The organism is Sphingomonas sp. FG14 (genome assembly GCF_057809675.1).
Map to the genome: position 1 here is coordinate 1 of NZ_JBMDKK010000014.1, position 20,092 is coordinate 20,092.

Annotated in this window: 16 protein-coding genes and 1 pseudogene; 12 read left to right on the forward strand and 5 right to left on the reverse strand. The window is 64.0% G+C overall.

Annotation, left to right across the window (positions count from 1 at the left end):
- Nucleotides 1-49: 49 nt before the first annotated feature.
- Both ACODTA_RS23735 and ACODTA_RS23740 read right to left on the reverse strand, forming a co-directional pair.
- Nucleotides 50-376 carry a transposase gene (locus ACODTA_RS23735; protein ID WP_489069473.1) on the reverse strand — a complete coding sequence of 109 codons (327 nt, stop codon included), beginning with the start codon at nucleotides 374-376 and terminating at the stop codon, nucleotides 50-52.
- Nucleotides 297-1,219: pseudogene (locus ACODTA_RS23740) on the reverse strand (IS3 family transposase); the annotation flags it as partial. The gene ACODTA_RS23735 and the pseudogene ACODTA_RS23740, both read right to left, overlap by 80 nt.
- Before the next feature lie 354 nt (nucleotides 1,220-1,573).
- Here ACODTA_RS23740 and ACODTA_RS23745 point away from each other — a divergent pair.
- The 11 genes from ACODTA_RS23745 (at nucleotide 1,574) to ACODTA_RS23795 (ending at nucleotide 15,102) form a co-directional block, all read left to right on the forward strand.
- Nucleotides 1,574-4,426 carry a TonB-dependent receptor plug domain-containing protein gene (locus ACODTA_RS23745; protein WP_489069286.1) on the forward strand — a complete coding sequence of 951 codons (2,853 nt, stop codon included), beginning with the start codon at nucleotides 1,574-1,576 and terminating at the stop codon, nucleotides 4,424-4,426.
- A 34-nt stretch (nucleotides 4,427-4,460) separates the two neighbouring features.
- The gene (locus ACODTA_RS23750; RefSeq protein WP_489069288.1) at nucleotides 4,461-5,414 is read left to right on the forward strand and encodes a transporter substrate-binding domain-containing protein; all 954 of its coding nucleotides are present in this window, start codon (nucleotides 4,461-4,463) and stop codon (nucleotides 5,412-5,414) included.
- A 43-nt stretch (nucleotides 5,415-5,457) separates the two neighbouring features.
- Complete coding sequence (locus ACODTA_RS23755; protein WP_489069290.1) at nucleotides 5,458-6,201, forward strand: amino acid ABC transporter permease; 744 nt, start codon at nucleotides 5,458-5,460, stop codon at nucleotides 6,199-6,201.
- Nucleotides 6,198-6,878, forward strand: coding sequence for an ABC transporter permease subunit (locus tag ACODTA_RS23760; RefSeq protein WP_489069292.1), 681 nt, complete (start codon nucleotides 6,198-6,200; stop codon nucleotides 6,876-6,878). The genes ACODTA_RS23755 and ACODTA_RS23760 overlap by 4 nt, the downstream gene beginning before the upstream one ends.
- The gene (locus ACODTA_RS23765; RefSeq protein WP_489069294.1) at nucleotides 6,875-7,609 is read left to right on the forward strand and encodes an amino acid ABC transporter ATP-binding protein; all 735 of its coding nucleotides are present in this window, start codon (nucleotides 6,875-6,877) and stop codon (nucleotides 7,607-7,609) included. The genes ACODTA_RS23760 and ACODTA_RS23765 overlap by 4 nt, the downstream gene beginning before the upstream one ends.
- Nucleotides 7,610-7,626: 17 nt before the next feature.
- Nucleotides 7,627-8,298 carry a GntR family transcriptional regulator gene (locus tag ACODTA_RS23770; RefSeq protein ID WP_489069296.1) on the forward strand — a complete coding sequence of 224 codons (672 nt, stop codon included), beginning with the start codon at nucleotides 7,627-7,629 and terminating at the stop codon, nucleotides 8,296-8,298.
- 38 nt (nucleotides 8,299-8,336) lie between these two features.
- Nucleotides 8,337-9,902: a S41 family peptidase gene (locus ACODTA_RS23775; protein ID WP_489069298.1), complete on the forward strand. Its 1,566-nt coding sequence runs from the start codon at nucleotides 8,337-8,339 to the stop codon at nucleotides 9,900-9,902.
- Nucleotides 9,899-11,368 carry a M20/M25/M40 family metallo-hydrolase gene (locus ACODTA_RS23780; protein WP_489069300.1) on the forward strand — a complete coding sequence of 490 codons (1,470 nt, stop codon included), beginning with the start codon at nucleotides 9,899-9,901 and terminating at the stop codon, nucleotides 11,366-11,368. The genes ACODTA_RS23775 and ACODTA_RS23780 overlap by 4 nt, the downstream gene beginning before the upstream one ends.
- 47 nt (nucleotides 11,369-11,415) lie before the next feature.
- Complete coding sequence (locus tag ACODTA_RS23785; RefSeq protein ID WP_489069302.1) at nucleotides 11,416-12,720, forward strand: hypothetical protein; 1,305 nt, start codon at nucleotides 11,416-11,418, stop codon at nucleotides 12,718-12,720.
- A 14-nt stretch (nucleotides 12,721-12,734) separates the two neighbouring features.
- Nucleotides 12,735-14,303: a carboxylesterase/lipase family protein gene (locus ACODTA_RS23790; protein ID WP_489069304.1), complete on the forward strand. Its 1,569-nt coding sequence runs from the start codon at nucleotides 12,735-12,737 to the stop codon at nucleotides 14,301-14,303.
- Between the two features lie 88 nt (nucleotides 14,304-14,391).
- The gene (locus tag ACODTA_RS23795) at nucleotides 14,392-15,102 is read left to right on the forward strand and encodes an IS6 family transposase (RefSeq protein WP_489069306.1); all 711 of its coding nucleotides are present in this window, start codon (nucleotides 14,392-14,394) and stop codon (nucleotides 15,100-15,102) included.
- 342 nt (nucleotides 15,103-15,444) lie between these two features.
- Here the strand turns inward: ACODTA_RS23795 and ACODTA_RS23800 are convergent, their stop codons facing one another.
- The gene (locus ACODTA_RS23800; protein ID WP_489069308.1) at nucleotides 15,445-17,007 is read right to left on the reverse strand and encodes an aldehyde dehydrogenase (NADP(+)); all 1,563 of its coding nucleotides are present in this window, start codon (nucleotides 17,005-17,007) and stop codon (nucleotides 15,445-15,447) included.
- Between the two features lie 225 nt (nucleotides 17,008-17,232).
- Here ACODTA_RS23800 and ACODTA_RS23805 point away from each other — a divergent pair, with 225 nt between their 5' ends.
- Nucleotides 17,233-18,366: a dipeptidase gene (locus ACODTA_RS23805; protein WP_489069310.1), complete on the forward strand. Its 1,134-nt coding sequence runs from the start codon at nucleotides 17,233-17,235 to the stop codon at nucleotides 18,364-18,366.
- Nucleotides 18,367-18,411: 45 nt separating this feature from the next.
- On the opposite strand, the gene ACODTA_RS23810 is transcribed toward ACODTA_RS23805, so the two are convergent.
- Complete coding sequence (locus ACODTA_RS23810; protein ID WP_489069312.1) at nucleotides 18,412-18,654, reverse strand: hypothetical protein; 243 nt, start codon at nucleotides 18,652-18,654, stop codon at nucleotides 18,412-18,414.
- The gene (locus ACODTA_RS23815; protein WP_489069314.1) at nucleotides 18,651-20,075 is read right to left on the reverse strand and encodes an amino acid permease; all 1,425 of its coding nucleotides are present in this window, start codon (nucleotides 20,073-20,075) and stop codon (nucleotides 18,651-18,653) included. The genes ACODTA_RS23810 and ACODTA_RS23815 overlap by 4 nt, the downstream gene beginning before the upstream one ends.
- Between the last annotated feature and the right edge of the window lie 17 nt (nucleotides 20,076-20,092).

A 20,092-nucleotide genomic window follows, 5' to 3' on the forward strand; every position in this document is an offset into this window, starting at 1 on the left:
CAGACCGCTTCATCGTCAATCCGATCCACCAAATGCCGGGACTGAACACCTAGGCGGCGTGGACAAATTTGAGCCAGTATCTGGCGGTGGCGACTTGGACCATGCCAAGGAAGCTGTTCGCGAGTTGGTCATAGCGGGTGGCGATGGCGCGATTGATCTTGAGATGGCCGAACATGCGTTCGATGCGGTTGCGTTGTTTGTAGAGGGTCCGGTCGTGCTCGATCTTCACCCGGCGGTTTGATCGACCGGGAACGACGGGATTGATGTTCCGTTTTGCGAGGTCTGCGCGGATAGCATCGACATCGTAGCCCTTGCTCGAGATTGTGAGCCCGGATGAAAGCCGCCCAGTCCATGCTGGTGAACTGCGAGCCCTGATCCGAGTGGATCAGCACCCGGTGCTTCGGTTTGCGCCGCCATACCGCCATGTGCAGAGCCTGCAGCACCACATCGGTGGTCTGCCGGCTCTGCATCGACCAACCCACCACGCGGCGGGAATACAGGTCGATTACGACAGCCAGATAGGCAAAGCCTTCCAAGGTGCGGATGTAGGTGATGTCTGTCACCCAAGCCCGGTCGGGCGCCGCTACGTTGAACTGGCGATCCACAGTGTTGTCGATCGCCAGGGACGGCTTGCCGCCATAGCTGCCCGGCCGCCGCTTGTAGCCGATCTGCGCCCTGATGCCCGCCAGCCTGGTCAACCGGGCCACGCGGTTCGGGCAGCAAGCCTCGCCCTGATCCAGCAGGTCGTCATGCAGCTTGCGGTAGCCATAGACCTTGCCGCTGTCGCTCCAGGCTTGCCGGATCAACTCGGTCTGCCAAGCATCTTCCTGAGCCCGCCAGCTCAGCGGGCTCTTCTGCCAGGCATAGTAACCACTGGGCTGGATGCGCAGGCACCGACACATCGACCGAACCCTGAACTGGTCGCGATGCTCGGCAACGAACGCGTATCTCACTTTGCATCCCTGGCGAAATACGCGGTGGCTTTTTTTAGGATGTCGCGCTCCTCGGTCACCCTGGCCAGCTCGCGCTTCAGCTGGCGGATCTCTGCATCCTTACCGGCATCGCCAGACGCTACCTTCGCCAGCTGACGCTTCCAGGCATACAGCGAATGCGGGCTGACGCCGAGGCGCTGCAAAACTTCCGCTACCGGGTACCCCCGCTCGGTGATCTGGGCCACCGCATCACGCTTGAACTCATCGCTGAAATTAGCCTTCCCCATCGTTGCCTCCTGCCCTCAAAATTAGAATCGAAGGCGTCCAGAAATCTAGGGGCTACTCAGTGCTTGGCTCAGCTATCGGGGCAACGCCGTCAGCATCAATCAGTCAGCGGACTATCGCGCCTCAGGATCAGGCGCCTTCGCCTTGCACAGCAAGGCTGAGAGATCGTCGATTCGTGCCTCGACAGCTCACGCTAATTCTCAGTTGATGTTCTAATTCAGGGGCCACTTACCACGGCTCGCCAGCATCGCATCGCATCGATCATTCTGGAGAGTCATCGCAGATGCCAACTCCCCAACCGTTGACAACATACTTGTATACAAGTATTCCGAGTCGCGAAAATAAGGGAGGGCATAATGCGGATTTTCGGACATGTCGGTTCTCGGATCGCGCTCTGCACATCGACTGCGATGGTGCTGACGCTTGCTGCACCTGCGGTGGCGCAGAATGCGCCCGCCGCGCAGGACACTGATGAAACCTCGCGGCAGGCGACGGATATCGTCGTCACCGGCAGTCGCATCCAGCGCAGCAGCTTCGACTCCCCCACCCCCGTCATGGAGCTGGCGCGCGACACGCTGCTGGAGCGCGGCGCCCCCGATCTTGCCGAGGCGCTCGCCGACCTGCCGGGCGTCGACCTGACGGCTAGCCTGGGAACCGGACAGACAGCGATCACAGACAGCGGTCTCAGCACGATCAGCCTGCGAGCACTGGGCTCCAACCGCACGCTGACGCTGATCGACGGTCGTCGCACGGTGTCGAACTCCGGCACCGGCAACGTCGTCAGCCTGTCGACGGTCCCTGAATTCTTCGTCGATCGCGTCGAGGTGATGACCGGCGGCGCTTCCGCGATCTACGGCTCGGACGCGATCTCCGGCGTCGTCAACATCATCACTCTGAACAAGTTCGAAGGCGTGCGGGCCCGCGTCGTCGGGGGCACGGCAACACAAGGGGGAGCGGAGACGCTGGAGGTTTCCGCGCTGGCCGGAACGATGCTCGACGATGACCGCCTGTCGCTGATGATCGGTGGCACCTATGCCGAGGATTTCGGTCTGATGGCGGCGGAGCGCGACTATGCGCTGGAGTCCGTCTCATTCGATCGCCCGACAAACACGCTGATCCGGCCCAACCTGTCCACCTCGATCCCGGGCGGGAGGTTCCTGAACCGGTTCTATTATGACGAAACCGGACTGCACGACGGTTATGTGGCATCGGTCAACGGATATGAAGCGCGGCCCGATTATTCGCTCATCACACGCCGGGTCGACTACAGCGTCGGGGCGAAGGCCGTCTACGAATTCTCGCCCGCCTTCCGCCTGTCCGGACAGTTTCTCGGCTCTTGGGTGACGACCCACGCGCTGCGCGATCCGGATTCCCTGACCAGCACGACGACCTATGGTCTGCTCGACCAGTTCCGGCTGACCCCGCTGGCGCGGACCAATCCGCTGGTACCGGCGGTCATCGCGGCGGCCGCGCCGTCATCCGGCGTGTCGTACCAGCGGCGCGCGACGGAGGTCGGTTACCGCACGCGCGACTTTCAGCGCGACACCTATCGCTTCGCACTTGTCGCGGACGGGACCTTCGGCAGCAAGTGGAAGTGGAACCTAGGCTATTCGCTAGGCATCGCAACCGGGCATCAATTTCGCGGAAACGGGCTGAACCTGCCGAATGTAGCCAATGCGCTCGACGTCGAGGTGGGGCCTGACGGCGCGCTGCGCTGCCGCAGCGCTGAGGCTCGCGGCGCGGGCTGCGTCCCGCTCAACATCTTCGGCGTCGGATCGATCTCGAAGGCGGCTGCCGACTATATCCGCGCCAACGGCATCTGGGATTATCGCAACGAGCAGCAATCTCTCTCGGGCTATGTCTCGGGCTCGCCTTTCGCACTGCCGGCAGGCGATGTGCAGACGGTGGTCGGCTTCGAGTTGCGCCGCGACAAGATGCGCAGCGTGGTCGATGCGATCAACGCCGCCGGCCTGACATCGATCTCGGCCATCCCCCAATATCGCGGGCAGACCGACGTGAAGGAGGCCTTTGCCGAGCTGTCGGTCCCGCTGCTCGCGGATAGACCGCTGTTTGAGGAACTTACCATCGATGGCGCGCTGCGGATCTCGGACTACAGCATCGCCAAGGTCGGCACGGTGCTCAGCTTCCGCGCAGGCGGGCAGTGGTCACCGGTGAAGGGAGTTCGCTTCCGCGGCGAATTCAGCCGCGCGTCGCGTGCGCCCGACCTGACCGAACTGAACGCGCCGGCGATGGCCGATGCGGATACGGTGTTCGATCCGTGCAGCGGCGTTACGGCGGCAACCACCGGCGGCTTTGCGACGATCTGCCGCTCGAACCCCGGCGTCGCCGCGGCGATCGCCTCGAGCGGAGTATTCACCCAGGAAACGACGACCATCAACGGGCCGAGCAGCGGCAACCTGAACCTGAAGCACGAGACCGCCAATACGCTGACGCTCGGCGTCGTCGTCCAGCCCTTCCGACGCCTGCGCGCGAGTGTCGACTATTACGATATCAAGATCCGCGACGCGATCGCCGAACTGGGCAATGAGGTGATCCTCAGCCAATGCTACAACAGCGGTGCCAGCGCGGCGACCAATCGCTTCTGCGGTCTCATCACGCGCGATGCGGCCGGGCAGATCACACGCATCCTCAATCCGACCGAGAATCTGGGACGACTGCGCGCCGCGGGCCTAGACTTCGCGCTCGGCTACGGCTTCGGCGATCGCGAGCGCCTGCCGGGCGACTTCACCCTCAGCGTCAATGGGACACGGCGACTGAAGGGAAGCCAGGTGGTCCAGGGCGTCAACGGGCCCGAGACGACGATCACGCTGGGCCAGTATAACGATCCCAAGTTCAAGGCGCGCTTCGCGATTGACTGGAAGTACAGCGATTTCGGCATTTCCTGGTCATCGAACGTGATCGGGCGCACCGTCGACAGCAACATCGCCAAGGCCTTCTTCAAGGCGAACGGGGTCACCAACCCGCTGGTCCTCAACATCGCCCCCTTCTGGCGCCACGACCTCAATCTCAGCTACTCGCCGGAAATGTGGGGCAAGAAATGGAAGCTCTTCGTGACGGCACGCGACCTGTTCGACGCGAAGCGCCCGTTCCTCCCCATAGGCTCCGTCAGCAACCGCATCTACAACACCAATGCGATCTACGGCCTTCAGGGCAGGACTGTAACGGGCGGCGTCCAGGTGCAGTTCTGATCCGGACGGCAGGCGCGGCGCAAGGAGCGGGCAGTTGGCGCAGGGCATAAAGGCGAATGGGAAGGCGCGAACCAGCGCGTTCGCGCAGCTTGCCCTCGCGCTTGCATGCGCGGCGTCGCTGCCCGGATGCGGCCGGGTCGACGACGACGTTACCCGACCGGCCAGCGAACCTACGCTCGAGCGCATCCGCCGCACCGGGGAGATCGCACTGGGCCATCGCGAGAACAGCATTCCCTTCTCCTATTTCGACAATCGCCAGCAGGTCGTGGGCTATGCCCATGACATCTCGCTGGCGATCGCGCGCGAAGTCGGACGCGAACTGGGAATGCCGAACCTGCGTATCCGTCTGGTGCCGGTGACGTCGCAGACGCGTATTCCGCTGCTGCTGAACGGCACGATCGACCTGGAATGCGGCACGACCACCAACAACCGCAGCCGTGGAAGACAGATCGCCTTCAGCACCAATTATTTTATGTCAGGCACGCGCTTCCTGGTGAGCCGGACAAGCGGGATCGCCTCCATCGCCGACCTGCGCGATCACAACGTAGTCGTGTCGGCAGGAACGACATCCGAGATCGCCCTGCGCAAATTCAACGCGGCGCGGCAACTGGGCATAAGGGTGATCGCCGCGCGCGATCACGGCGATGCCTTCGTCGCGCTCGAATTCGGCAAGGCGGTCGCCTTCATGAGCGACGACGCCATCCTGTATGGCGAATTGTCGAAGGCCAAATATCCCGGCGACTGGCATGTCGTGGGCGAACCGCTCACAGAGGAGGCCTATGGTTGCGGATTGCGTCAGCGGGACCCGGCATTCAAGGCGCTGGCCGACCGGACGATCAGCGGGATGATGCGATCGGGCGCGATGCGGCGGCTCTACGCCCGCTGGTTCCAGTCACCGATACCGCCGCGCGGCGTCGATCTGGGCGTCCCGTTCTCGAGCGAGCTCGCCGCGCTGTTCGCCGCACCCAATGACAGGCCGCTGCAATGATCGGGGCCGCCATCGACATCATGTCTCGTCGAGGAGACCGCCGGTGAACTATGACTGGAACTGGGGGATATTCCTGGCGGCGACCTTCACCGGCGAGGGCCGCTATATCGGCTGGGTCGCGTCCGGGCTGGCACTTACGATCGGCATCTCGCTGTTCGCCTGGATGATCGCGCTCGCGCTCGGTGTCGCGCTGGGAATCGGGCGCACGGTGCCTTCGCGCCTCGTCCGCGCGGTCATCACCGCCTATGTCGAGGTGTTCCGGAACATCCCGCTGCTCGTACAGCTCTTCTTCTGGTATTATATCGCACCGGTATTCCTGCCGGCTTCGATGCAGGACGCGCTCAACAAAGCCCATCCCGTCCTGGTCCAGTTCGCCACCGCGACCCTGTGCCTCGGGCTGTTCACCGCCGCCCGTATCTGCGAGCAGGTGCGCGCCGGCATCGAAGCGCAGCCTCGGAGCCAGTTTTCGGCCGGGTTGGCGCTCGGACTCTCCCGGCCGCAAGTCTATCGTTACATCACGCTGCCGCTGGCGTTCCGCATCATCCTGCCTCCCCTGACATCCGAGTTCCTCAACGTGTTCAAGAATTCCGCGGTCGCGCTCACGATCGGCCTGCTGGAACTCACAGCGCAGAGCCGCCAGATCGGCGAGTTCACCGGTCACATCTTCGAGGCGTTCATCCTTGCGACGCTGCTGTATTTCGCGATCGCGCAAACCGTGTCTTGGCTGATGCGGCGGTTGGAAATCCGGCTCGCCATTCCCGTTCATGCCGGGGGCGGCGCGCGATGAGCCATGATCTCGACTGGAGCGTGATCGGCGACGCCCTGCCCTTTCTGTGGCAAGGGATGGGGTTGTCGCTGAGCCTGTTGCTCGTATCGCTTGTCGGCGGGCTCGCGCTGGGCGTCGCGCTCGCGCTGATGCGCCTGTCCGCCAATCGCGCCGTCGCGGGTTTCGCCTCCGCCTATGTCACGACCTTCCGCTCGATACCGCTCGTCCTAGCGATATTCTGGTTCTACCTGCTCGTGCCCATGGTGCTGGAGGCAATTCGCGGCAGCTACACGCCGATCGGCCCGCTCTATTCGGCGTTCATCGCCTATGTCGCTTTCGAAGCGGCCTATTTCAGCGAGGTCATCCGCGCCGGAATCCTCAGCGTGGGGCGCGGGCAGACAGCGGCGGCGCTCGCGCTGGGAATGACGCGCGCGCAGGCGATGCGCCATATCATCCTGCCCCAGGCATTGCGCGCGATGACGCCTCTTATCCTCACCAAGGCGATCATCATCTTTCAGGACACGTCGCTGGTCTATGTCATCAGCGTAAGCGACTTTCTCGGCGCGGCGACCAAGATCGGCCAGCGCGACAGCCGCCTGATCGAATTGTATCTGTTTGCCGGCGCCGTCTACTTCGTCATGTGCCTTGCCGCGTCGAAGCTCGTCGAGCGCTGGACGGCGAGAAAGGCCCCGGCATGATCGACATCCAGCATGTTTCGAAATGGTATGGCGCGACGCAGGTGCTGCACGATTGTAGCCTGAGTGTCGCGGCGGGCGAAGTGGTCGTGGTATGCGGGCCATCGGGCTCGGGCAAATCGACGCTGATCAAGTGTGTCAACGCGCTGGAGCCGATCCAAGAGGGGCGGATCGCGATCGGCGATTTCTCGATCCCGGCTCCGGCCTCCGCCCTCCCCGCGATACGCGCGCGCGTCGGCATGGTGTTTCAGCATTTCGAGCTGTTTCCGCATATGTCGGTGCTACGCAATCTGGAGTTCGCCCAGGTCAAGGTCCTGAGGCGCACGCCGGATGATGCGCGCGAACGCGCCGCCGGCTATCTGGAGCGGGTCGGACTGGAACGGTTCGGAGACAAGTTCCCCGGCCAATTGTCCGGCGGCCAGCAGCAGCGCGTCGCCATTGCCCGCGCCTTGTGCATGGATCCGGCCTGCATGTTGTTCGACGAGCCGACCTCCGCGCTCGACCCCGAAATGGTCAACGAGGTGCTCGACGTTATGACTGAGCTGGCGACGGAGGGCATGACGATGATGTGCGTCACACACGAGATGGGCTTCGCGCGCGCCGTGGCGGATCGGGTGGTCTTCATGGATGCCGGGCAGATCGTCGATGATTGCCCGCGCGACGCGTTTTTTGGTTCGCCGCCGCGATGCTCCGAACGCGCGCAGCGCTTCTTGTCGAAAATCATAAGCCATTGAAAGCCTGGGAGAGAACAATGATCCTCGAGGATGAACTGAAGGACCAGTCGGTGCCCTTGATGAAGCGCCTGACCGACTGGATCGCTCATCCGGCGCGTATCGATGGCTGCCTGATCACGGAATCCGAGCTGGCCGCGGTGTTCGGCGTCAGCCGCACGCCGCTGCGCGAGGCGGTCAACCGTGCGCACAGCATAGGCCTGATCCGGCGGGAACGCAGCCGCTCGATCGAGATCCCGCCGCTATCAACCGCGGACATGATACAATTGTCGAGCACGCGTGAGGAACTCGAGGGGCTGATCGCGCGACAGGTGACGGAGCGGTTGATCGCAGGCGAGATCAGCCTGTCCCGGCTGGAGTCGATCAATACCCAGATGAGCGCGCTCGCCACCGTCGGCGATACGGGCGTCCTGCTGGGAGTCGGCCTGGATTTCCATGGGCGCATGCGTGCGCTCTCGGGTAATGCGGTGGCGGCCGGACTGCTCGAGCAGCTGATGGTCAGGCTTGAGCGCTATCGCCAGTGCGTCCGCTCGCTGGAGGGTCGATCGTCGCTGATCGTGAGCGAACATGATTCCTTGCTGGACGCGATGCGCGCGGGCGATGCCGCCGCCGCCGCCGCTGCCGCACGCTCGCATATCGCACGGGCACGCGAATTCTATCGCACCGAACTGTTCCGGCGCGGCCTGTCCTGAAGCGACGCCGTCATTCGGAAATGTTGGAGGAGGCTGGCGTGGATTATTGCCGGGTTGGATCCATATTGCGTGTCGCCGTCTCCATCGGCATCGCGCTGATACCTGTCGGCGCGATCGCGCCGATGACGGCGTCCGCTTCGGCGCAAGCGGTTTCCCCGCCAGCGTTCGACGTGCGGGACCTTCATCGCAACGACATCGGCCGGACCGATACCGATCGCTTCCTGACCCGTGCGCAGGGGGTGGAAGACCTGGAGGCTGTACGCCGCGTCATCCGGTCGACGAGCTCCTATATCTGGGCAACGACCTTTCCGCTCGACGCCGCGATCGCAAGGATGCAGCAACAACTGCCATTGAGGGTTTCGGTCAACGGGCTGTCGACGCAGATCAACAAGCTACTGCGCCTGTTCGGGGACGACCATGCCCAGGTGGTCGATTGGGACGCGCGCGTGCCGCAGGGCTTCGCACCCTTCCGCGTCGGCAAGATCGACACGCGCTATTTCCTCTACGCTTCGGCCCCTGCAGGGCTGATCAATCCCGATTTCCCGTTCGTGCGATCGATCGACGGCACATTGATCGAGGACTGGATGCGCGCGGCGGGCGATATCGGGCAGGGACCGCTCAGCTCGGCCTCGGCACGATTCGGCCGAGCCTATCGCGTGATGGAAAACATCAATTACATGCGGACCGAACTCGGCCTGCCCATGGCTCCGGCAATCACCGTCGAGCTGGTCTCCGAGGACGGCGACCGCAGCATGACGATGCACCTGCCCGTGCTCTCCGAGCGCCCCGCCTGGCCCAAGCCGTTTCACCTCGACGCGCCGAGCCGGGTGCTGGCCGGCAATATCGGCTACCTGCGTGTTCCCGCGCACACCGGCCCGGAGGCGACCCGCTTCGTAGCAGGCGTCGACGCCGAGATGGCGTGGCTTCGCGGGACGCGGGCTCTCATTATCGACGCGCGCCAGTCCGGCGGCGGCAAGCGCGAGGTGCTGAACGCGCTCTTCCCCTATTTCATCGCGCCGGGCGCCCCGCCCTATGTCTTCAACGTGGCGAAAGTCCGCATCCCGGATGACGGCGCCGGTTTCGATCCGCTCAAGATATTCGACAGTCCGGACAAAAGGCTGCTCTACGTCCTCGACCCGACCAATCCGAAGGACGAGGCCGATGCCTACCGCGCCTTTGCCGTCAGCTTTCGTCCGGCCTGGCAGCCACCGGCAGGCAAGTTCACCGACTGGTATTTCATGACGCTGCGCGCCGATGCGAAAAAGCCCTATTACACGCGGCCCGTCTATCTGCTGATCGATTGGGGACTGGGCAGCGCCGGCGACATCTTCACATCCGCATTCAAGGGATGGCCGAACGTCACCCTGGTCGGCACACCGACGATGGGGCGAAGCGGCCAGGGCGAGAAGACAAAGCTGCCCAACAGCGGCCTTCAGATCAACATTTCGACGATGGCCTCGTTCCAGAAGACCGGCGAACGCTACGACACCGTCGGCATCCAGCCGGATATCGCCATGGAGCCGGCCCTTTCGGACTGGTTCGGCGCAACGGATTCGGTGCTCGATCGCGTGGCGGCGCTTGCTGCGGCGAGAGTGCCGCGATGAGGTGGGGGCACCCGACGATGCTGCGCCACGCAGCGTTGGCGCTCGCCCTGGCGGGAGCCATGATCCCCGGCGGCGCGGCGGCGCGCGACGGGCGCATCACCGCCGGAGACCGCGAGACGGCGCGCGCCGTGCTGGACGAATTGCTGGCGATCCAGAGCGTCCGCGGCCAAGGCAAGGGGCCCGACGTGGCGGCGGCGATTACGGCACGTCTGCGTGCCGCCGGATTTACCGACGCGGATATCACGACCATATCCGTCGATGGCGAAGGCGAGCCGCTGACCGGCCTGTTCGTTCGCTATCGGGGACGCGCGACCGGGCAAAAACCGGTCATGCTGCTCGGCCATATCGACGTTGTCGGCGCAGTTTCCGATAACTGGACGGTCGATCCGTTTCGTTCCACCGAAAAGGACGGACATGTCTATGGGCGAGGCACGCTGGACAACAAGGGCCAGGTCGCGCTGCTGGTCACCACCTTCATCCGACTGAAGCGAGCAGGATGGACGCCTGACCGGGACCTTATCCTCGCCCTGTCCGGGGACGAGGAATCGGGCAGCCGCACGACCCAGGCCATGTTGCAGCATCCGTGGATCAAGGAGGTCGAATATGCCCTGAACGCCGACACCGGAACTGGCGAGGCGGCTCAGAACGGCAAGGCGCCCCGAGCCTTCATCAGCGTCGCGGAAAAGTCTTCCGTCAGCTTCAAGCTGGAAGCCCGCAATGCGGGCGGACACAGTTCCATGCCGCGCACCGACAATGCGCTCTACGACATCGCCGACGCGATCAAGGCGATCCAGAGCCTCCGGTTTCCCGTCGCGTTCAACGCGGTGTCCACTGCGATGGCGCGCGATCTGGCCGGCGGCAAAGGCGAGATGGCGGAGGCCTTCCGCGCGCTTCTCGCCGATCCAGGGGACAAGGAAGCCCGCGGGATCGCGGAAAAATATCCGGAACATGCGTATATCCTGTCCACGACCTGCGTCCCGACGATGATCGCGGGCGGCAACGCGCGCAACGCGCTGCCGCAGAACGCCGTGCTGACCGTCCATTGTCGCCTGCTTCCCGGAGCATCCGCGGGGGATGTGGAAGAAATGATACGCGGGACCATCGGTCGATCGGGCGTGACGGTCTCGATCGATCAGGCCCGCGGGGTCGGCCCGATCTCTCCGGCACGGCCCGACCTGACCGCAGCGGTGACGCGCGCGGTCCGCGCAAACTATCCCGACGCGGTCATCCTTCCGCAAATGTTCTCGGGCGGCAGCGACGCGCGATATTACCGAGCGCAGGGCATTCACACCTATGGCGTCGGCAGCTTGATGATCGACGCCGGGGACGAGGCGCTGAAGCACGGAATCGACGAACACGTATCGCTGGACAGCTTCTTCAGGGAATTGCTGTTCTGGGACGTCCTGCTGCGCGAGATCGCGGGCGGAAAACACCGGTCCGTCAGACATCCTAGCAACGCCGAATAACGCGATCATCACTTCATACCATCCTGATCAAAGTAAGGACCATCATCATGGCGATCACGCCAGTTATCGACCTGCCACCGCCGACCTCCACCTGGTTCGAATGCCCGGTGACCCGGCTTGGCGATGGTTCGGCCCATCATTTCTTCGGCTATTACAACAAGCCGCTGGACAGCCGCGACGGCCGCCTGATCCTGGCCAACCGGGTCGATGCGATGCAAAGCGATCTCGGGCGACTGGCGGCTGCCCAGATCGGCGTGTTCGACATGGCACAAGGCGGTGCATTTCGGACGCTTGGCGAGACGACCACCTGGAATTTCCAGATGGGATGTCAGCTGCAGTGGCTGGAGAACACGCCCTCCAGCGTCGTCTTCAACACACGCGGCTTTGCAGATGGGGCGGTCTATCCCGATTTCGCCGCCACAGTACTCGACATCGCGAACGGGGAGCGGCGCGAGCTTCCTCTCCCGATCTATGTCGTGGCGCCCGATGGCGGCTACGCTTTGTGCATCAGCTATGATCGGCTGCAACGCGCGCACCCCACGATCGGCTATTTCCCGCATAGCACTCGCGCACCACTGGACCTGGCGCCGGCCGACGACGGAATCTTCCGCATGGACATGGCGACCGGCGCGCACGACCTAATCATCTCCTTGCGCCAGTTACGCGAATTCGACCCCGTCGCTTCGATGTCGCGGGCATTCCACTGGGTCACCCATCTGGAAATCGCACCGGCATCAGGGCGCTTCCTGCTTCTCCACCGCTGGACCGAATGTTTCGAGGACGAGACGCGCTGGCTCCATCGGCTGTTCACCGCGAATCCCGACGGCAGCGATTTGCAGCTGCTGGAATGCGGAGACCATCCATTGCCGCCGCCCGGAGCCCCGCCATCGGGAATCTTCGACTATGAGAAGGCGATCTACCAGCTTTCACACCCCACATGGCGGGACGACGATCATGTGCTCATCTGGGGGCCGCACGATCACCGGGCGCATTATCACCTCTATGCCGACAGGACCGGGCAAGTGGAGATCATCGGCGCAGAGTGCCTGACCGAGAACGGCCACATGACCTACTCGCCCGATCGTCGCTGGATCCTGTCGGACACCTATCCCGACGACGACGATCATCGGTTGTTGATCCTGTACGACACGCAAACCCGCCGGCGTTTCGACATCGGCCGCTTCTACACCGACCCGGCGCTCGGCAAGATCAATCGCTGCGACCTGCATCCGCGCTGGAGCCGCGCCGGCGATACGGTCTACATCGACTCCGTCCACGAAGGCGAGCGGCAGATATATGCCGTTGACGTCTCCGCGCTGGTGGGAACGACGGCATGGGAGAAGGAGGGGTAATCCCCGGCAGGATCATGATCAGGAAGCCGAGGCCCATCCATCTTCTGATCGGGTTGCTGGCGATGACGGCCGCGCTCCACCCGGCGGACGCGCCCGCCGCCGGCGACGCCGCGCCTGTCGCCGCGATCGAGTCCGGCCCGTTGGTCGGCCTCATACGCGGCGGCCAGCGGCAATTCCTCGGCATCCCGTTCGCTGCCCCGCCGATCGGGCCTTTGCGCTGGCAACCGCCACAGCCGGTCCAGCGGTGGGACAAGCCGCTGCGGGCCGATCGGTTCGGAGATATCTGCCCGCAGGCGGACAACTTCGGCCTGTTCGCGAGACCGAGTCAACAGGAGGACTGCCTCTCGCTAAACGTCTTCGCGCCGGCGCGGTTACGTCGCAGGCTTCCCGTGATGGTCTGGATACACGGCGGCGGCCTCAAGGCGGGTTCCAGCGCCGATTACGACGCCAGCGCACTGGCAGCAGAGGGCGTCGTGGTCGTTTCCTTCAACTATCGCCTGGGTGTACTCGGCTATTTCGCCAATCCGGGCCTGGGCAAGGACAACGCCTCGCCCAATTACGGAATGCTCGATCAGATCGCCGCGCTGCGATGGGTTCAGCGCAACATCGCGGCGTTCGGCGGTGATCCGGAGAATGTGACCGTTTTCGGTGAGTCCGCCGGAGCGCGGAGCATCGCCGCGCTCCTGGCCTCGCCACAGGCGACCGGCCTTTTCCGTCGCGCGATCATGCAGAGCCTGAACTATGAAAACACCGGCATCGCGCGCGAGGCGGCCGAACGCAGCGGCCGCACATTTGCGGCAAATGCCGGTTGCGGCGTCGAGGACGCGGCCTGCCTGCGGGCGTTGAGCATCAAGGCGCTGCTTCGCGCGCAAGGGTCGTCGAGTGTCGTTCCCATACTCGGCGGCTCCGATCTACCTGAATCACCGCAAAGCGCAGTCGAGGCCGGGCGCATCCATCGGGTTCCCGTCATGGTCGGATGGAATCGCGACGAGACGACCTGGCAGACCGGCATCGCGGAGTTGAAGGCGGGTCGCCCCTTGTCGGTGGATGACGTCCGGGAGATCGCCGGGACGCGCACGGGGCACAATGCCGCCCTTCAGGCGAGAGCCATGAAACTCTACATGGCGGCCCATGCTTCACCCAGCCTTGCCGCGTCGGCGATGAAGACCGATTCCGGCTTCGTCTGCCCGGTCAAGAGGATGCTCAGGTCGATGTCGGCCCATGTTCCTGCCTATGCATTCGAATTCGCTGACCGGAACGCGCCGCAATTCAATCCGAAGGTCAGCTTCCCCTATGGCGCCGCGCATACCAGCGAACTGCAATATCTGTTCCCGGGATTCCGTGGCGCGGCGGGAACATATCATCCGCTGTCCTCGTCGCAGCTGAAACTGGCGGCGAAGATGCGGCGGCTCTGGACTCACTTCGCCCGGAACGGAACGCCCGGATCAACACAGGAAAGAGTACGGTGGACACGCTACGATGCGGTAAGCGACAATGTGCTGATCCTGGCCACGCCGGCGGTTCGCATCCAGTCCAGGCCCCACGACGTCGATCGCAATTGCTCATTCTGGGACCAACTGTGATATTGCCCTGAAGAGGGACAGACATAAGCCGAGCCGGCTCTGTCAGATCTGCGTGACACTTGATGATGCGTGCCGCTAACGACGCGGAATGGTACGCAAATCCAGGGCGAAGCCGCCCAGTCCGTTTCGCGGTTTCAACTCGTCGCCCGAGGTGATCCGGCTGGTCGTTCTAATGTTCGTCAGATTCCCGTTGTCGCTGCGGAACGTGGAAGATCTGCTGTTCGAGCGCGGCATCGACGTTTGTCACGAAACGGTTCGATTCTGGTGGATCCGGTTCGGTCCGATGTTCGCTCGCGATATCCGTCGCCAGCGCGTGAACCGGATGCGCGGCTTCCGCCACTGGAAATGGCACCTCGATGAAATGTACGTCAAGATCAACGGCGAGATGATGTATCTCTGGCGCGCCGTCGATCACGAAGGCGAGGTCCTGGAAAGCTACGTTACCAGAACCCGCGACAAAGCTGCCGCTCTGACATTCATGAGGAAGACGCTGAAACGTCATGGCTCTCCGATGGAGATCGTAACGGACGGGCTCAGATCATATGGCGCTGCCATGGACGAGCTCGGTAACCGTCAGAAGCAGCGGATCGGCAGGCACGCGAACAATGTGATAGAATGCAGTCACTTACCCTTGCGAAGGCGTGAGCGAGCCATGCTCAGGTTTCGAAGGATGAAGAACCTGCAGAAATTCGCCTCGGTTCACGCGAACGTGCATAATCATTTCAACCTGGAGCGGCATCTCGTAGATCGGCAAACGTACAAAAAGGCATTGTCAGATCTACGGGGCAGGCTATGTTGAGACGGCTGTCCGTCTCGCTATTCCGTTCGGCTCGTTCCCGGATAGACAGCCGTTTACCTCGGTATTGCGGGTCAAACGAGGAAGAGGCTCGCTTGAAAGCAACCAAACCCCATTGCTTTGACAACACCAGCGGGCAGCATCAGAGCCAGCAGTCATCAGTAGCTGCACAAGCAGGCCGAACAGATGACCACACCCTGTCAGATCCCACTATCAACTCAATTTGTCCCTTGCGGAGCAGGGGCCATCCACTCATGTCAATACTAACCCGCACCTTCTCCCACAACCGTTATCCCTTCTTGGACGCCGAGATCCCGACCAATGCGATCGGAAAGCCGCTGGTGATCAGGGAGTGAGTTCGCCGTCCACCAGTCGCGGTAGCCCGAGCGGATTGCCGTTGCGGATCGCCTCCGGGAGCAGCGCGGCCGGCAGATCCTGGTAGCAGACAGGGCGCAGGAAACGCTCGATCGCGGCGCTGCCCACCGAGGTGCTGCGCGGATCGGACGTGGCGGGGAATGGGCCGCCATGGACCATGGCGTGGGTCACCTCCACCCCGGTCGGCCAGCCATTGGCGAGGATGCGGCCGGCCTTGCGCTCCAGGATCGGGAGCAGCGGGCGGGCCAGTTCGGCGTCGCCTTCGCCCAGTTGGATCGTCGCGGTGAGTTGCCCCTCCAACGCGCGCAGTACCGCTGCGATCTCCTCGAGATCGCGTGCACGAACCACGAGCGAGGCCGCGCCGAACACTTCATGGGCCAGTTCCGGATTGGCGATGACCGCGTCGGCGTCGATGGTGAACAAAGCCGCCTGGCCACGGTTGCAGCCCTCCGGAGCGGCACCGCGTGCGGCCAGATCGGCCCCGGCCTTCAGCGTCTCGACGCCTTCCTCATAAGCTGCGTGGATGACCGCGGTGAGCATCACCTGCGGCTGCGTCTCCGCCAGCGCCGCCGATGCCGCCGCGACGAAGCGGTCAAGGTCCGCGCCCTCGATCCCGAACACAAGCCCCGGATTGGTGCAGAACTGCCCCGAGCCCATGGTCAGCGATCCGACGAACGCCGCGCCCAGCGCCTCGGCGCGCTCGGCCAGCGCGCCGGGCATCAGGATCACAGGATTGACGCTGGACATCTCGGCATAGACCGGAATCGGCTCGGGCCGCGCCTGTGCGATGGCGACCAGCGCGAGACCGCCGGCGCGCGATCCGGTGAAGCCCACCGCCTTGATCGCCGGATGCCGCACCAGAGCCGCGCCGAGATCATTGTCCGGCCCCTGCACGATAGAGAAGACCCCGCGCGGCAAGCCGCATGCGGCCACCGCTGCGTCGATCGCCCCGGCCACCAGCAGCGACGCGCCCGGATGCGCGGGATGCGCCTTGACCACCACGGGGCAGCCCGCCGCCAGCGCCGCCGCGGTGTCCCCACCCGCCACCGAGAAGGCGAGCGGGAAGTTGGACGCGCCGAACACCGCCACCGGGCCGACCGCGATGCGGCGCTGCCGCAGGTCGCCGCGCGGCAACGGCTGGCGCGCAGGCTGGGGGCTGTCGATCACCACGCCCGCCCAGCGCCCGGCGCGCAGCACCTCCGCGAACAGGCGAAGCTGCCCAACGGTGCGGCCGCGCTCGCCCTCCAGCCGCGCACGGGGCAGGCCGGTTTCCTGCATGGTCCGCTCGATCAGCGGTTCGCCGATCGCCTCGATGTGCGAGGCGATGGCTTCGAGGAAATCGGCGCGCGCTTGGGGTGTGGTTTCGCGGAACGCATCGAATGCGGCATCCGCGGCGGCGCAGGCGCGATCTACGTCGCCGGGGCCGCTGATGTGAAAGTCACCTTCGATCGCCGCGCCCATCGAGGGGTCTTGCCCCTGAAATGTCTGGTCCGTGGCGATCCGCTCGCCCGCGATCAGAAAGCGTCCGTCCATCTCGTCCTCCAGCCTTGCTTGCCAGCGCCCTGACAAATCCGGCTGGTCAAAGCCAGCCCAGTAATATTGGTGCGATGAATGAGATGGTCTATCTCTTTCGGTCCACGCTTCATCGACCAAGCACCAGAAGGGCTAAAGCTTGGCCCCAGCTTTACTGCCTTGCCTCATGTGCGCGCGGTCACTCATAAAATGGGAAAGGGAAAATCCTGGATAGAAGGGCACATCATGACGGTGAACAGGCGCGAACTCATGCAGGCGGGCGGAGCAATGGCGGCGCTCGCATGGGCGGCGCCAGTGCTGGGCAATCTCTCCGACATCAAGCCACTGCTGAAGGACGCCGAGGCTCTCTATCGGGAATCGATGATCATCGATATGTTGTGCGACGAGATGCGCGACGCCGAAGGCCTTGCGCAGATCAAGCAGAGCGGCCTGACCACGATGAGCACCACGCTCGGCGTGCGCCGTCCGGAAAACCCGCGCGGCAGCTATATGATGAACGGCTTCACGCTGGAAAACGGCGTGGCCGACTGTGTCGCGTGGGACAAGTTCATCAAGGAGAACAGCGCGTTCCTTGCCCCGGCGCGCTCGGCCGCCGACATCCGCCGCGCCAAGGCGGAGGGCAAGACCTCGGTCATGTTCAATTTCCAGAACGCGCCGATCGATGGCGAGTTGGATAACATCAACATGTTCCATGGCCTCGGCATCCGCGCGATGCAGGTCACCTATAACGAGCGCAACCTGCTCGGCGACGGATCGACTGAGCGCACCAACGCGGGCCTCAGCGATTTCGGCATCGCTGCGGTGCACCGGATGAACGAGGTCGGCATTCTGGTCGATTCCTCGCATTCGGGGCCGCAGACCACCATGGACGCCATCACCTTTTCGAAGCGCCCGCCGATCATCTCGCACTCCAACGCCGGCGCCCTCAACGAGCATCCGCGCACCAAGTCCGACGAGATCATCCTGGCGCTCGCCAAGAAGGGCGGCGTGATGGGGCTGACCACGGTGAACACCATGGTGAAGCGCGAATTCCCGGTGACCGCCGAGCACTGGCTCGACCATGTCGATCATCTGGTGAAGCTGGTCGGCATCGATCATGTCGGCTTCGGGACGGATACGCTGGTCCGCGGCTGGGAGACCGATCCCAAGATGAAGGACGAATTCCTCAAGGCCTATGGCGAGCCGCACTTCAAGTCGAGCTATCGCTTCCGCTTCCCCTTTGGCACCGAAGGCATGAACGACGCGAAGAAGTGGCACTTCGCCACCGCCGGCCTGATGAAGCGCGGCTACAAGACCGCCGATATTCAGAAGATATTGGGCGGCAACTGGCTGCGCATCATTTCCGACGTCGTCGGCTAAGGGCGCGAACCGCCGGGAGCTTCCGCGCGTGGAGATGTCTATGATTCACAGCCAGCCGCGCGCAGCAAACGCCACGGTCTTGCCATCGGGCGAGGGCGCGGGGTCAGTGGGTGAGGTGGCAAAAGTCGGAAGGTTGCAGCCTTCCAGAGACACCTGAAGCGGCAGGGAGGAGACGCGGGGATAGCGATTGATCCATTCGGCCGACGCCGATTGCGACGCCGCCAGTGCCAGCGCGCAATCGGACAGTATGATCGAACGGCGCATGTCTTGCGCACGGGTCCGCGTCACGCGGGGCTGCTGTCCTTCGTTCTGAGTGCGCTGCGTGTGCGGCTGTACAGCAGATAAAAGGCGATGCCGGCCAGGTTCCACATCGCAAAGCGCGTCAGCGTGTGGGTGGGCAGGCTGATCAGCAGATAGATGCAGCCCAAAGTCGCGAGCGTGCCGATCAGATAGGGCTGCGGGCAGCGGAACACACGTTGCAGATCGGGCGCGCGGCGGCGGAGCACCATCATGCAGACGGCAACCGCGATGAACGCGATGAGCGTGCCGGCATTGGCGAGTTCGGCGATCTCGTCGAGCCGGAAGAAGCCTGCCACCACGGCCACGAACACGCCGGTCACGGCAGTGATCGTGGTCGGCGCGCCCGAGCGCGGCGACACGCGGCTGAGAAAGCGTGGCAGCAGCCCGTCGCGCGCCATCACGAAGAAGATGCGGCTCTGGCCATACATCATGACGAGGATCACCGAAGGCAGGGCGATCAGCGCCGCCAGCCCGATCGCCCAGGCGGCGAAGGGATGCTCCAGCGAGCGCAGCACGAACGCCAGCGGCTCTGCCGACGCGCCCAGGTCGAGATAGTTCACCGCGCCGATCGCGCTGACCGCGACGAACATGTAGATCAGCGTGCAGACCGCCATCGATCCAAGGATTCCAATGGTCAGATCGCGCCCCGGATTGCGCGCTTCCTCGGCAGAGGTCGCCACCGCGTCGAACCCGTAAAAGGCGAAGAACACGATCGCCGCAGCCGCCATCACGCCGCGGGTCTTGCCATCGATCATTTCGCTTCCGAAGCCATAGGGCATGAAGGGGGTGAATTTATCCGCATCGAACGCGGGCATGGCCAGGACGACGAACGCGGTCAGCGCGGTGAGCTTGATCCCCACCAGGATGATATTGAAGGTCGCGCTCTCGCGCGTGCCGGCGATCAGCATGCCGGCGATCGCCAGCGCCACCAGCACCGCGGGCAGATTGACGATGCCCCCGGCATGCGGGCCTGCCAGAATTTCGGGCGGGAGGTACAACCCCAGCGACTGCATCCAGCCGACGAGATAGCCCGACCAGCCGACCGCGACGGTCGAGCAGGCAAGCGAATATTCGAGGATCAGGCTCCAGCCCACGGTCCAGGCCAGCGTCTCGCCAAGGACGGAATAGGTATAGGTGTAAGCGCCGCCCGATGTCGGCATCAGCGTCGCCATCTCGGCATAGGCGAGCGCGGCGCAGGCGCACACGATGCCCGCCACGGCGAAGGCCAGGATCACCGCCGGTCCCGCGCGCTCCGCGCCGACGCCGGTGAGCGTGTAGATGCCGGTGCCCACGATCGCGCCGACGCCGAGGCCGACCAGATGCGGCCAGCTCAGCGTCTTGCGCAGTCCGTTCGCACCGCCGCCGGCGGTCTCAATCGGCTTGCGCGGCCCCAGCCAATGTCCTGCCACGCGACGCTCCCCTTGTC